The 13,808-nt window shown below is 49.3% G+C and carries 15 protein-coding genes and 1 pseudogene; 13 read left to right on the forward strand and 3 right to left on the reverse strand.

The window, feature by feature from the left end:
• Positions 1-1,005 (forward strand): annotated as a pseudogene (locus tag PCH02S_RS32305) (hypothetical protein); the annotation flags it as partial.
• 17 nt (positions 1,006-1,022) lie between these two features.
• Here the strand turns inward: PCH02S_RS32305 and PCH02S_RS32310 are convergent.
• The gene (locus tag PCH02S_RS32310; RefSeq protein ID WP_127458219.1) at positions 1,023-1,280 is read right to left on the reverse strand and encodes a DUF2627 domain-containing protein; all 258 of its coding nucleotides are present in this window, start codon (positions 1,278-1,280) and stop codon (positions 1,023-1,025) included.
• Between the two features lie 157 nt (positions 1,281-1,437).
• Here PCH02S_RS32310 and lpdA point away from each other — a divergent pair, with 157 nt between their 5' ends.
• The 4 genes from lpdA (at position 1,438) to PCH02S_RS32330 (ending at position 6,394) form a co-directional block, all read left to right on the forward strand.
• Positions 1,438-2,862 (forward strand): dihydrolipoyl dehydrogenase, encoded by a 1,425-nt coding sequence (gene lpdA, locus PCH02S_RS32315; protein WP_127458220.1) that lies wholly within the window; start codon positions 1,438-1,440, stop codon positions 2,860-2,862.
• Between the two features lie 105 nt (positions 2,863-2,967).
• Entirely contained in the window at positions 2,968-3,978 is a 1,011-nt protein-coding gene (locus PCH02S_RS32320; RefSeq protein WP_127458221.1) for a thiamine pyrophosphate-dependent dehydrogenase E1 component subunit alpha, read from the forward strand.
• A gap of 3 nt (positions 3,979-3,981) precedes the next feature.
• On the forward strand, positions 3,982-4,962 hold the full coding sequence (locus tag PCH02S_RS32325; protein WP_127458222.1) for an alpha-ketoacid dehydrogenase subunit beta: 981 nt from the start codon (positions 3,982-3,984) through the stop codon (positions 4,960-4,962).
• 67 nt (positions 4,963-5,029) lie between these two features.
• Positions 5,030-6,394: a dihydrolipoamide acetyltransferase family protein gene (locus PCH02S_RS32330; protein ID WP_127458223.1), complete on the forward strand. Its 1,365-nt coding sequence runs from the start codon at positions 5,030-5,032 to the stop codon at positions 6,392-6,394.
• A 1-nt stretch (position 6,395) separates the two neighbouring features.
• Here PCH02S_RS32330 and prli42 read toward each other — a convergent pair whose 3' ends face one another.
• Positions 6,396-6,500, reverse strand: coding sequence for a stressosome-associated protein Prli42 (prli42, locus tag PCH02S_RS36015; protein ID WP_307719957.1), 105 nt, complete (start codon positions 6,498-6,500; stop codon positions 6,396-6,398).
• 73 nt (positions 6,501-6,573) lie between these two features.
• Between prli42 and PCH02S_RS32335 the strand changes: the two genes are divergently transcribed.
• A complete protein-coding gene (locus PCH02S_RS32335; protein ID WP_127458224.1) occupies positions 6,574-7,704 on the forward strand; it encodes a M20/M25/M40 family metallo-hydrolase in 1,131 nt (376 codons plus the stop codon).
• Positions 7,705-7,837: 133 nt separating this feature from the next.
• Positions 7,838-8,962, forward strand: coding sequence for a DUF3866 family protein (locus PCH02S_RS32340; protein ID WP_127458225.1), 1,125 nt, complete (start codon positions 7,838-7,840; stop codon positions 8,960-8,962).
• Here PCH02S_RS32340 and mciZ read toward each other — a convergent pair.
• Positions 8,895-9,062, reverse strand: a complete 168-nt coding sequence (gene mciZ / locus PCH02S_RS36785; RefSeq protein ID WP_127458226.1) for a Z-ring formation inhibitor MciZ — start codon at positions 9,060-9,062, stop codon at positions 8,895-8,897. The two genes, PCH02S_RS32340 and mciZ, sit on opposite strands and share 68 nt — an antisense overlap.
• Positions 9,063-9,164: 102 nt before the next feature.
• Here mciZ and PCH02S_RS32350 point away from each other — a divergent pair, with 102 nt between their 5' ends.
• The 6 genes from PCH02S_RS32350 (at position 9,165) to PCH02S_RS32375 (ending at position 13,792) form a co-directional block, all read left to right on the forward strand.
• On the forward strand, positions 9,165-9,719 hold the full coding sequence (locus PCH02S_RS32350) for an NUDIX hydrolase (RefSeq protein ID WP_127458227.1): 555 nt from the start codon (positions 9,165-9,167) through the stop codon (positions 9,717-9,719).
• Position 9,720: 1 nt separating this feature from the next.
• Positions 9,721-10,899 carry an endonuclease Q family protein gene (locus PCH02S_RS32355; protein WP_127458228.1) on the forward strand — a complete coding sequence of 393 codons (1,179 nt, stop codon included), beginning with the start codon at positions 9,721-9,723 and terminating at the stop codon, positions 10,897-10,899.
• Between the two features lie 63 nt (positions 10,900-10,962).
• The gene (gene spoIIM / locus PCH02S_RS32360) at positions 10,963-11,604 is read left to right on the forward strand and encodes a stage II sporulation protein M (RefSeq protein ID WP_246069356.1); all 642 of its coding nucleotides are present in this window, start codon (positions 10,963-10,965) and stop codon (positions 11,602-11,604) included.
• 105 nt (positions 11,605-11,709) lie between these two features.
• Positions 11,710-12,195 (forward strand): ferric iron uptake transcriptional regulator, encoded by a 486-nt coding sequence (gene fur, locus PCH02S_RS32365; RefSeq protein WP_127458229.1) that lies wholly within the window; start codon positions 11,710-11,712, stop codon positions 12,193-12,195.
• A gap of 167 nt (positions 12,196-12,362) precedes the next feature.
• Positions 12,363-13,493, forward strand: coding sequence for an alanine dehydrogenase (gene ald, locus PCH02S_RS32370; RefSeq protein WP_127458230.1), 1,131 nt, complete (start codon positions 12,363-12,365; stop codon positions 13,491-13,493).
• A gap of 59 nt (positions 13,494-13,552) precedes the next feature.
• On the forward strand, positions 13,553-13,792 hold the full coding sequence (locus PCH02S_RS32375; protein ID WP_127458231.1) for a DUF4227 family protein: 240 nt from the start codon (positions 13,553-13,555) through the stop codon (positions 13,790-13,792).
• Positions 13,793-13,808: the final 16 nt, after the last annotated feature.

Genomic DNA, 13,808 nt, shown 5'->3' on the forward strand with positions numbered 1-13,808 from the left:
GCCAATCACGCACCGGGAAACGGGGCGGGATTGGCACGGGTTCATGCATCGCGGCAGGCAATTTGCCGCGGTCAGCTTGGCGCTGCTGTCTCGCTGGAAGGAGAGGAAGCAGCTATGGTACTCATCGGATCGCTCCTCGATCTGATGGTGATTGCGGCAGCCGGGCGATGGCTGCTGCCGCACGTTTTGAGGTTCCTGGAGGGCCATAGACAAGTTGAAATGAACTATGCCGGACAGGTGGTCCCGCGCGGGTTGGGGGCGCTGCTGTGGCTGCTTCTATGGCTGCAGGAGCTTGTTCTACAATTGGCTAATCGTGTTATTGCCTATTGGCAGCTAGACCCTTTGACGAGGATGGAATCGCTTGAAACGAACCATCAGGTGTTTGTTTTTGCAGCTAGTCTCATTTTCTTGCTGGGTTGGACGGATGATTTAATCGGCAGCAAAGCTGTGAAAGGCTTAAAAGGTCATTATCGTTATTGGAAAGAGACGAAAACGTTCTCCATGGGAGCCGTCAAGGCGCTAGGAATCGCCACGGCTGCGGGATGGCTGGCGTTGTCGGCCGAAAACGAGCAAACCCCTATCTGGTGGATAGGGGGGCAGATGCTTTTGCTTATGCTGATGACGAACGCTTTGAACTTGCTTGATGTGCGTCCAGGGCGTTCACTGAAGTTTTTTTTCACAGGTGTAATGACTGTAGTGGTTGTATCCTTATGGTTGGCGGGCGGTAGCATTCCTCTAGTTTTTCCTATATGGCCAGTATGCCTGGGCGGTTATTTGGTATATGGCATGGATGTTCGAGGCAAGGGCATGCTGGGGGACGCCGGAGCGAACCTGCTAGGATTTACGCTCGGATATACCGTCATCATGACCCTTCCTTGGGAGATGCAATGTCTGATTGTGATCGTGCTCATCTTGCTGCATAAACAGGCTGAAGTGAGCTCCATTACCGCTCTGATCGAGCGCAACCGATTCTTAAATTGGCTAGACCGTCTAGGCCGGACTTGAGAAATTGAGGGTCCGGTCTATTTGCGCCGTTTGGCTTTAAACCTGGGAGCCAGATAATTGCGTTTGCGGTCGCGGAAGAAAGTCCATCCACCAATAAAAGCGACACCCAATAGAAATAGAATTAGGCCTAGTAAAAATTTCCCCCACAGCATGTGGCCGTCCGTGTCGAACTGTGCGAAAAAAGCATCTTTCATGGAGAGAAATCCATAAGTTGCTGTCAAACCGGGAATAACGAGTAGAAGAATGGCGATAAATCGGTAAAATGGTGCTTTCATAGCTGCTCCTTACATCTAGGGATCATGGTATTTCTATCATCATACTCTGAAACGGTTTGCCTGTCTAATTCACAAATAAGACTATGATTTCCGATCCAAAAAAGGGTAATATAGTAGAGACTATGATGGCACAGAAGGCAATAGGAGGAATTATATAATGAGTGAACATAGATATGATGTTGTTGTACTAGGCGGCGGAATCGGCGGTTACACGGCTGCTATCCGGGCTGCTCAGCTAGGGAAAACGGTGGCGGTTGTTGAAAGAGAGAAACTGGGAGGCACTTGTCTGCACCAAGGCTGTATTCCTAGCAAAGCTTTGCTTCGAAGCGCCGAAGTGTATGCAACTATGAAAAAAAGCGAGGAATACGGGATCACTGCAGGTTCTCTTGAACTTAAGTTCGAGAACGTGATTGCGCGCAAGCAGCGTATCGTTGATCAACTGCACCAAGGGCTGCAATTCCTGATGAAAAAAAATAAAATTACCGTTCATTACGGAAATGGACGTATTATCGGTCCTTCGATTTTCTCGCCACGCAGTGGAGCCGTATCGGTTGAGAAGGAAGACGGCGATATCGAAACACTGCTTTCGAGCAATTTGGTGATCGCGACGGGCTCCAAACCTCGGAGCTTGCCAGGGCTTGAGATTGACGGCACACATATTATGACAAGCGAAGATGCGCTGCGGATGAACGAGCTTCCGAAGTCAATCATCATCATTGGAGGCGGCGTGATTGGCGTCGAGTGGGCTTCGATGCTGCGTGATTTCGGTGTTGAGGTAACAATCGTGGAGTATGAGAAACGGTTGGTAAGTCTGGAAGACGGCGATATCTCCAAGGAGCTTGAGCGCTTGTTCAAAAAGCGCGGCATTAACTTGGTGACTGGCGCAAAAGTGCTGCCTGACTCTGTGAAGATCGCGGAGGGTTCGGTCACGCTGCAAGCGGACAAGCAAGGCGAGCTGATCGAGCTGCAAGCTGATAAAGTGCTTGTTTCTGTTGGCCGAGCAGCCAATATTGAGGGCATCGGACTTGAAAACACGGATATCAAAGTGGATAAAGGCGTCATTCGTGTAAATCGTTTTATGCAAACAACGGAATCCCACATTTATGCGGTCGGCGATGTGATAGGCGGGTTAATGCTGGCGCATATGGCAGGGCATGAAGGGATTCTTGCTTCAGAACATATCGCAGGTCAAACACCTCACGAGCTTCAGGCGCATCTGGTCCCAAAATGTACGTACACGAGACCTGAAATTGCCAGCGTAGGGTATACGGAGCAGCAAGCAATCGATCTTGGTCATCAAATAAAAGTAGGCAAATTCAGCTTTAAAGGGATCGGGAAAGCGCTTGTATACGGCGATAGCGACGGCTTCGTGAAAGTGATTGCCGACAGTGTGACCAATGACATTCTCGGTGTTCATATGATCGGACCGCATGTGACAAATTCCATTACCGAAGCGGCATTGGCTCAGGTGCTGAACGCGACGCCTTGGGAAGTCGGACAAACGATTCATCCGCATCCTACTTTGTCTGAAGCTTTAGGCGAGGCTATGCTTGCTGTGGATGGAATTGCCATTAGCGGATAAAAAATTGTAATCATAAGCGTTTGCGTTTATAATAAGCTTATAGAGTCAAGTCTTAGGACCAGGTAATAAGAAAAGCATCTAAATTATTTTAAGGAGGCAACCTCCATGTCCATTGGTCAGCTTTATAAGCATAGAACATTAGGGTTATCTGACGAAGTCGTTATTCGTATGTATAGAGTCATGAGTCTTGCGGCTAAATATGATGAACGTGCTTTTATGCTTCAACGTGCAGGCAAAATTCCTTTCCACGTTTCCGGGATGGGGCAATATGCAGGTCAAGTAGGGATGGCTTTCGCCATGGAAGCCAAGAAAGATTATTTCCTGCCTTATTATCGTGATTATGCGTTTGTTCTTGCGGTTGGTATGACCGTGAAGGATCTGATGCTTGCCGTATTCTGTAAAGCAGAGGATGTTAACAGCGGCGGCAGACAGATGGCGGGTCATTTCGGTGACCGGAAAAATCATATTGTCACAGCATCTTCTCCTGTAACGACGCAAGTCCCTCATGCTGCTGGCATCGCGCTTGCCGCCAAAATGAAAAAGCAAGATTTGGTTACTTACGTCTCTTTCGGAGAAGGCTCCAGCAATCAGGGGGATTTCCACGAAGGGTGTAACTTCGCCGGGGTACATAAACTGCCTGTCATTTTTGTTTGTGAAAATAATCAATACGCCATTTCGGTCCCCCTCCATAAACAAGTAGCCGGGAAAATTTCAGATCGCGCACTTGGGTATGGTTTCCCGGGCGTTCAAGTCGACGGCAGCGATGTGTTGGAAATGTATCGTGTTACCAAGGAAGCCAGAGATCGCGCAGCTCGCGGAGAAGGTCCTACCCTGATCGAAATGATGTCCTACCGTCTGATGCCGCACTCCACTTCCGATGATGATATGCTGTATCGGACGAAAGAGGAAGTTGAGGAAAATCGTCAAAAAGACGGAATTGTCAAGTTCAAAGAATATTTGATGGAGTGCGGTCTATGGAGCGATGAGCAGGATCGTGAGCTTCAGGAAGAACTTAAGCAAGAGATTAACGAAGCTACGAAATACGCGGATCAAGCTCCATATCCGAAGCCGGAAGATACGCTCCGCCACGTTTACGCAGAAGGAGATGACCACTAATTTATGGCAGTCATTACTTATTTGGAAGCTATCCGATCTGCGATGCAGGAGGAAATGCAAGGGGATGACAATGTTTTCGTCCTCGGTGAAGACGTTGGCAAAGGCGGTGTCTTGAACACCACCAAAGGGCTTCGCGATCAGTTTGGAGAAGATCGCGTGTTGGATACACCGCTGGCGGAATCCGCTATCGTCGGTGTAGCGATCGGTGCAGCAATGTACGGCATGAAGCCGATTGCCGAAATTCAATTCGCCGATTTCATCTTCCCAGCGACAAATCAAATTCTAAGCGAAGCGGCGAAAATCCGCTATCGTTCCAATAACGACTGGTCTTGCCCGATTGTGATCCGTGCGCCTTACGGGGCGACCGGCGCAGGCGCCTTGTACCACTCCCAGTGTCCGGAATCGGTTTTCTTCGGCACGCCGGGGTTGAAAATCGTCGCGCCTTCCAATCCGTATGATGCGAAGGGATTGCTCAAGGCAGCGATCCGTGATGCGGATCCCGTGCTGTTCTTCGAGCACAAGAAGGCATATCTTGCGCTGTCCGCTGATGTACCGGAAGAGGACTACATCGTGCCGATCGGCAAAGCTGACGTGAAGCGTCAAGGTACGGACATTACGGTCATCGCTTATGGGATGGTTGTGAATTTTGCACTGCAAGCCGCTGAGGAGCTTGCGAAGGAAGGTATTTCTTGCCACGTGCTGGACTTGCGAACTTTGCAGCCTTTGGACAAAGAGGCAATCCTGGAAGCGGTGAGAAAGACGGGCAAGGTGCTCATCACGCATGAAGATAACAAAACAGGCGGCGTTGGCGCCGAAGTGTCCGCCATCATCGCCGAAGAACTGCTGTTTGAACTTGATGCACCGATCGCTCGACTTTGCGGACCGGACGCACCGGCTGTGGGCAGCAACCCTCCTATGGAGAAGTTCTTCTTGCTCAATAGCGATAAGCTGAAGGAAGCTATGCGCCAGCTTGCCATGTTTTAATCGCTTTGCAATTCCTTTGGTCTAATTTTATGCCATTGATCATTTCCTGAACTTAGGAGGTACACCCATGAACCAAACGAACGGTCGACTCACAGAGGTAACGGTTCCGCATTTAGCGGAAAGCCTCGTATCGGCTACAATCGGCAAATGGCTGAAAAAGCCAGGCGATTATATCGAGCAATATGACGTACTCTGTGAGCTTTTCACAGAAAAAGTAAATACAGAAATGCCTTCACCGATTGAAGGCACCTTAGTGAAAATTATTGTCGGCGACGGTGAAACGGCGGCTGTCGGCGAGGCTATTTGTTTGATCGAGGAGTCGGCAGGAGCAGCAGTTGGTTCGCCAGCTGCTGCTGCGGAACAGGCTGGCAGCACGAGTGTGTTCGTGCCGGAAGAAGGCAGCGACCAAAGCATGCGCGGCCGTTATTCACCGGCTGTTCAGCGCCTGGCCCAAGAGAACAACGTAGATTTATCACGTGTGCCTGGGACAGGGCTTGGCGGAAGAATTACGCGCAAGGATGTTGAGCAATTCGTCGCAGGCGGCGGCTCCAAATCGGCTCCTGCAGCTGCGGCCGTTCAGACGAATCAGCAAGCAGCACCGGCAGCAAGCAGTGCGCCGGCTCCGCAAGTGGAGACGCAGCCTGCCAATCTGCCAGTGCGCAGCTCCGGCATCCATCTGTCTGCGAACCCGCAAACGCCGCTCATTGAAGCGGAAGGTCATTCGCTTGACTCGCGCAATGAGCACTTCATTGATGTAACGCCAATTCGTAATGCCATTGCTACTCGCATGCGCCAAAGTGTAACGGAAATTCCGCATGCATGGACGATGATCGAAGTGGATGTTACGAATCTCGTCGTTCTGCGGAACAAAGTGAAGGACGACTTTATGCGCCGCGAGGGCATTAATTTAACCTATTTGGCTTTCATGATGAAAGCGGTCGTGAACGCGATTAAAGATTACCCGATTATCAACTCGGTATGGGCCGTAGATAAAATTATTGTGAAACGCGATATTAACATCTCTCTGTCCGTAGGGACGGAAGATTCGGTTATGACGCCAGTGATCAAGAAGGCGGATCAAAAGAATATCGCCGGACTGGCTAGAGAAATTGATGAATTGACGAAGAAGACGCGTGCCGGCAAGTTGTCCTTGAATGATATGGTTGGCGGAACGTTCACGGTTAACAACACAGGCTCCTTCGGTTCGATTCTGTCTTATCCGATCATCAACTACCCGCAAGCAGCCATTGTGACCTTCGAATCGATTGTGAAGAAGCCTGTCGTTATTCAAGATATGATCGCAGTCCGCTCTATGGTTAACCTGTGTCTGTCGCTTGATCACCGCATTCTGGATGGTGTGATCTGCGGTAGGTTCCTGCAGAGAGTCAAAGAAAATTTGGAAAGTTACAATGCCGATACAAAAATTTATTAAACTAGGAATCAAAAAATAATCCGGCAGTAAACAATATGCTGGATAGCAGCATGGTGATGAGCATTACGTAAATCACGACTTTAAACCAACGTCTATTCTGCAACATGAAGAGTCACTCCTTTATCGTAAAAGCTTGTACCGTATTATTGTAACCCATAGTGAGTATCGGAGGAAAGTACATGATTCAGCAAAACCGTTTAGTGGAAGAATTCATATCGCTCGTGCAAGTAGACAGCGAAACACGCTTTGAGCAAGAAATTTGTGTGGTGCTGAAAGAGAAGTTCAGTCAATTAGGTTTAAAGGTCGTTGAAGATGATTCGATGGCAAAAAGCGGTCACGGATCAGGCAATTTGATCTGTACATTGGAAGCGACGGACAGCAATGCTGCAATCCCGACGATTTTCTTTACATCGCACATGGATACCGTTGCTCCAGGCAAAGGCATCAAGCCGCAAATTGGCGAAGATGGTTACATCCGCAGCGACGGAACTACAATTCTGGGCAGTGACGACAAAGCAGGCATCGCTGCTATGCTTGAAGGTATTCAAGTGCTTAAGGAGCAAAACATTCCTCATGGCCGTATTCAATTCGTTATTACGGCAGGGGAAGAAAGCGGTCTGAAAGGCGCCCGTGCCATGGATCGCAGCATGATGGAAGCGGAATTCGGCTTCGCGCTGGATTCCAATGGCAGCATCGGCGATATTGCTACCGCGGCGCCGGGCCGTGCGGAAATCGAGATCATTTTCCATGGCAAATCAGCGCACGCAGGCGTTAATCCGGAAGATGGCATCAGTGCCATCCAAGTTGCTTCCAAGGCTGTTTCGCGCATGTCGCTTGGCCGCATTGACAGCGAAACAACGGCGAACATCGGCAGTTTCTCCGGCGTAGGTCCACTTAACGTCGTATGCGACAAAGTGAAGATGGAAGCGGAAGCTCGCAGCATTGTGCAGCATAAGCTGGAAGCGCAAATCGCTGCGATGAAAGAAGCTTGTGAATCCGCGGCAGCAGATGCAGGAACGACTTGCGAGTTTAACGCAGACATCGTTTATGCTTCTTACATGCATGATGATTCTGCTCCAATCGTTCAGCTTACATCCAGAGCGTTGTCTACGCTTGGATTAACAGCTCGCACGTTCCACTCCGGCGGCGGCAGCGATGCGAACATCTTTAACGGCATGGGAATACCAACGGTGAATCTAGCCGTCGGTTACCACGAAATTCATACGACCAAAGAGCATATCGCCATTAGCGATCTGGTCAAAACGGCTGAATTGGTCGTTGCTCTTGTGAAAGAAGCTGCAAAAGTTTAAAACGATAAAAACCGATTAGTTGATGCCAAATGTTATATTGGTGCGCTAATCGGTTTTTTTTTGATAAAAAGCTTAACTCTGCGCTAAGTCACATATGCTGCAAGAAGGAACGAGCTGAAAGGGGGAGATAGGGATGCTGAGGCGGGCGGAAGGCAAGGTAAGCACGGTCATTTCGGTTAGGGAAGGGCTGCAGGTCGTTCGTGTAATCATGCGGCATAGCGGCAAGGAGGAGCGCGCTGTCCATTATACCGATAGTTCACCCCCGCTTCGTCCCGGTGATGTGGTTATCCTGAATGTAACGGCTGAGGAGCTTGAATTAGGCTCAGGAGGTTATCACATCGTCCTCCCTGCTGACACGATGGACAGCAATCTCCCTGATGCTGAATGTCTACCCAAAGGACATATTATGAAACTCAAATACACCCCGTTGCAGCGGAGTGTGCTTGCTGTGGAGGAAGAGAACAGCAGGTTTCATCCTCTTTTTCAAAAGGAGAAAACGCTGGAGGGGATGGCTGTCTTGCTCGGGGAATTACACAGTATGCTTCCTGTGGCGCTATGTTGGCTTCGATACCGTGAACAGCAACCGAATCAGCCGGTAAAAATGGCGAGGAACGTTGCCTATATCATGACGGACGGAGGCGCTCTCCCGCTAGCTTGGAGTCAGCATATCGCACAGCTGGAGGCCATGGGGTGGCTTCAAAGCACAATAACGTATGGTCAGGCTTATGGTGGGAAGTTGGAGGCAGTGAATAAATTTAGCGCGTTGATTGCGGCTAAATATGCTGCCAAAGCGGACATATGTCTCGTAACGATGGGACCTGGGATTGTTGGTACAGGTACACGATACGGCTATTCCGGGATTGAAGTCGGTGAGCTCGTTAATGCCGTATACGCCTTAGGCGGGACTCCGATTGTGATTCCGCGCCTTTCTTTTGCCGATGAGCGGCCACGGCATCGAGGGATCAGCCACCACACGCTGACAGCTTTGGAGCTTGCTGCGAGATGTCCGGCTATCTTGCCTTTTCCGCAAAATATTACTGAGGAATATGCGATAATTCAAGAGCAACTGAACCGTTTGGAGACGCATCAAATCAGGATGATGCCATCTGTATCGGCGGAGCAAATCGCGGAGTCCTTACGCTTATATCCGCTGCCGATTACCTCGATGGGAAGGGGGTTATGGCAGGACCCTATTTATTTCCAAGGTGTTTGCGCTGCGGTGGATTGTGCAATCCAGCTGCATAGTCCATCAACGTGATGTTCGGCCCGCCTTGCTTCAGCATGAGCTGGAGCTGATGTTTGACTTCCCAGGCTTTACCCACCAAACGAATTTGTTTTTCCGCGATATAGCTCTTCATATCGATCTTCCTCTTTTCCGGTTGAAATTTGATATAATGATCGATATGCAAAAGTAGGACAAGTTATGCCATTTTAGAAATTGATGAGGATGAGGTGTCGAAATGACCGTACATAAGAAATTCGAAGAGGTTACTGTACAAACGGAATCCATTTATAAAGGCAGAATCATATCCCTTCAGCTAGACACTGTTACTCTGCCAAATGGGGAAACAGCAACAAGAGAAATCGTAAGGCACCCTGGTGCTGTAGCGGTGATTCCATTAATTGGGGATAAAATGATCGTCGTGGAGCAGTATCGAAAACCATTGGAGAAAAGTCAGGTTGAAATCCCGGCGGGCAAGCTGGATGCAGGGGAAGAACCGCTGAAAGCAGCATTACGCGAGTTGGAGGAAGAAACGGGATACCGGTCTGACAACGTGAGGTTGGTGAGCTCCTTTTATACGTCCCCGGGATTTGCTGATGAAATTATTCATCTCTATGTCGCGGAAGATTTGGTCAAAGGAGACGCCAATCCGGATGAGGATGAATTTCTGGAATGTGAAGCCATTACCCTGGAGCAAGCTCAGCAGTATATGCGGGAAGGGCGTATCAGCGACGCCAAAACCATTATGGCTGTGTACGCTTGGCAGCTATACAAGTTAACGGGCCAGATCTAAGATGAAGTCTTATTACGTAGACCTTCATATTCATATTGGACGAACCGAAAGCGGTCAAGCTGTGAAGATTAGCGCCGCGAATAACCTTACCTTTTTCAATATTGCCCATGAAGCGGCCATTCGAAAAGGGATGGAGATCATCGGCATCATCGACTGCCATTCGCCTTCCGTGCAAAACGACATACTGACCTATTTGGATCGTGGCGAAATGACAGAACTGGAGGGAGGAGGTATCGGGTACCGGGATACAACCGTCTTGCTGGGAAGTGAGATTGAAGTCAGGGAACCTGGCATGGGGCCGGCACATTTATTAGCGTATATGCCCAATCTCGAGGTCATGCAGGGCTTTACAAACTGGATGAAGGGGTATATGAAAAATGTAGAGCTCAGCTCACAGCGAATCTATGTGCCTGCGCGAGTCTTGCAGGAGGAGGTGCTTGGCAGGGGAGGAATCCTGATTCCCGCTCACATTTTCACACCTCACAAAAGCGTCTACGGCAGCGCAACGAGCAGGATGGAAAATCTGCTTGATCTGAAAGGTATCTCTGCCGTGGAGCTTGGACTAAGCGCCGATTCGGAGATGGCGGGACTGATTTCTGAGCTGGATCCTTTTACATTCATTACAAATTCGGATGCGCATTCGCTGGGTAAAATCGGGCGTGAGTATAACGAGATACAGTTAGCAGCGCCTACTTATGAGGAGCTCGTTAAAGCGCTTCATCGCCAAGAAGGGCGTGGTGTGGTCGCAAACTACGGGCTGAATCCCCGGTTGGGCAAGTATCACAGAACCTATTGCTCCTTGTGTGAAGCCGTGCTGGATGAGCAAGAGGGCACAGTAGAGCGCTGCGCAGATTGCGGCAGCAATAAAATCGTTCGAGGCGTAATGGATCGCATTCTGGATTTGGCGGATCGCCAAGAGCCGTATCTGCCACCATACAGGCCGGCGTATCATTTTCAAGTCCCGCTGGAGTTTATCCCTGGGCTTGGTCCTAAGAAATTGAATCAATTGCTTCACCGTTTTGGAACGGAGATGAATGTGCTGCATCGCACAACGCAGGAAGAATTGGTAAGTGAAGTGGGTGAAGAAATAGCCGCATACCTGGTTGGTGCGCGTGAAGGTACGCTTTCGCTTGAGGTTGGCGGAGGCGGTAGATATGGCAAAGTGAAAAATCGTTCATAGTTTCCAGCTCTCGCTCATAAGCTTGTCTTTGTAGAGGTTGTACACACGGGAGGAGCTGCGAGAGTGAATAGGAACCTAACGATGAAACAATATATGAAGGACAATTTGCCGCTGTTTATATTCGTCTCCGTACTCTTTCTCATTGGTGTTGTGTTCGGTGTCGTGATGGTTAATGCGCTTTCCTTGGAGCAAAAGCAAGAGATGACGCGTCATTTGGGAAGCTTTTTTCATGAGATTAATGACGGCGGCGAATTTGACAGCAGGCAGTCGTTCGTTCAATCTTTTGGCATGCACATGAAGTGGATTTTACTGATCTGGTTGTTTGGGCTGTCTGTGATTGGCCTTCCGCTCATCCTTGTGCTGGATTTCCTCAAGGGTGTTCTGATTGGCTTTACAGTCGGCTATCTGGTCGGTCAAATGTCATGGAAAGGCATGTTGTTCGCGCTGGTTTCTGTAGCTCCGCAAAATTTGATCGTCATTCCGGCGATTCTCTTCTGTAGTGTTGCGGCGATGTCTTTTTCCATTTATATGATCAAAAATCGGTTTATGAGCCGCAATGGCAACATGTACCAACCCTTCATGCGTTTCACAACATTGACCCTGCTAATGGGTGTTTTCCTTCTTGGAGCAGCACTTTGGGAGGGATATGTGTCGCAATTGATGATGAAATGGGTCACGCCGATGCTGGTTCCGCTCTATGGATGACAGAAAACAACATGTTTCTGTTTGACTTTGTCAGTAAGCTCCCCCTATAATGAAAAGAGTGGCTAAAATTGGGCTTGGATGCCCACCTTTCTGAGGGGGAGGCATATGGAAGCAAGGATTGAGAAAATTAAGCAGCAGTTGCAATCCCAAGGGTACAAGCTTACCCCTCAACGGGAAGCGACTGTGCGTGTACTATTAGAAAATGAACAAGATCATCTAAGTGCCGAAGACGTGTTTATGCTTGTGAAGGATAAAGCTCCGGAAATCGGTCTGGCAACCGTGTACCGAACATTAGAGCTGCTGAGTGAGCTGCATGTCTTGGAGAAAATGAATTTTGGCGATGGCGTAGCTCGTTATGATTTGCGCGATGACAGCACACGTCACCATCACCATCATTTAATCTGCGTTCAATGCGGGACCGTGGACGAAATTATGGAAGACTGGCTCGGGCCTTTGGAAGAAAGGCTGGATAAGGATTTTCATTTTCAAGTACTGGATCATCGACTTGATTTTCAAGGTATATGCTATCGCTGTAACGAACGAGGGAAACCGGACTCATTGGACAAATCCAAAAATAACAGCGCGGAATAAGAGCTGTTTATACAAAGAAAATGCCTGTAAGCACATGTGGTGCGTACAGGCATTTTTGCATATTTCTCATATACTGGATATTAGAAAATAGAATCTCCTTCCACATAATTGGACTGGAAGCATGGGTACATTATGACTAACGTTCATGAGAAAGAAGGTAGACGCGAATGACGGAGCAATTATTTGTGATCGGCGTCCCAAAGGAAATAAAAAATAATGAAAATCGCGTCGCTTTGACTCCCGGCGGAGCAACGACGCTTATTATGGCAGGACATAAAGTGCTCGTTGAAGCCGGTGCCGGAGCGGGCAGCGGGTTCAGCGACGAGGATTATGCCAAGGAAGGCGCCGTTCTTATAGCGGATGCCGCTGAGGTATGGGCGCGCAGCGATATGATTATGAAAGTGAAAGAACCGCTCCCCGCCGAATATGGCTATTTCCGCGAGGGACAGGTGCTGTTCACTTACTTGCATTTGGCTGCAGCGGGGGATTTGGCAGAACATCTGTTGAACAAGAAGGTGACAGGTGTTGCCTATGAAACCATTCAGCTCGCGAATGGATCGCTTCCTCTGCTAACGCCAATGAGCGAAGTTGCCGGTCGTATGTCCGTCCAGATCGGCGCTCATTTTCTGGAGAAGTTTTATGGCGGGCGCGGTATTCTATTGGGCGGCGTGCCAGGCGTGCCGCCGGCGAATGTTGTCATCCTTGGCGGAGGCATTGTCGGAACCAATGCAGCCAAGATGGCGCTTGGTTTAGGAGCTAACGTCGCCATTGTCGAACGGAGCGCGGATCGGATGCGTGCCTTGGACGATATTTTCGGTGGCCGGCTGAATACGTTGATGTCGAATCCGTTTAATATAGCAAGCGCCGTTGCCAAAGCAGATCTCTTGATCGGGGCTGTGCTTATTCCGGGAGCAAGAGCGCCAAGACTGGTGACAGAGGCGATGGTCAAAACGATGAAGCCTGGAGCTGTCATCGTGGATGTCGCCGTGGATCAAGGCGGTTCGATCGAAACGATCGACCGGGTGACTACGCATAGCAGCCCTACCTATGAAACACACGGCGTCGTGCATTATGCAGTAGCGAATATGCCCGGCGCAGTCCCACGCACTTCGACGCTTGCGTTGACGAACGTAACATTGCCCTACGCTTTGGAGCTTGCCAATAAAGGATTAACAGAGGCAATCACAGGTAATTACGCTTTGCAATTGGGGGTTAACACGTACAAAGGCAGCGTAACCCATCCAGCTGTTGCTGAAGCGCTGGGGATGCCGTATGTGAAGTTGTCCGATTTGTCATAAACAGGGCCTGAGCCTCATATCCTGTCCTAAAGAAAGGGACAGAAATGGGGACCTGGCCTATGATTTTTTCCTATCGAAAATTACTTGTTCGCTTGCGCTTTATGCTGCTTTTCATGACATTGACGGTTGTTCTGTATCAAGTGATGGTAGTACTCACCAGCTGGATAGAGCCTGTGAACCGCTACCGTGCGCCAGCGGGCAATTCCGTCAAGGTATTTGGACAGCATGAGCATGCATCGTTTCCGGAGTCAGATAAAATGAGTGACAGGCTGCGCTTATTTTATTGGTATGGTGAATAAAAGAGGAGTTCGGAGG

It is taken from the genome of Paenibacillus chondroitinus NBRC 15376, from assembly GCF_004000765.1.
Classification (GTDB): Bacteria; Bacillota; Bacilli; order Paenibacillales; family NBRC-103111; genus Paenibacillus_E; species Paenibacillus_E chondroitinus.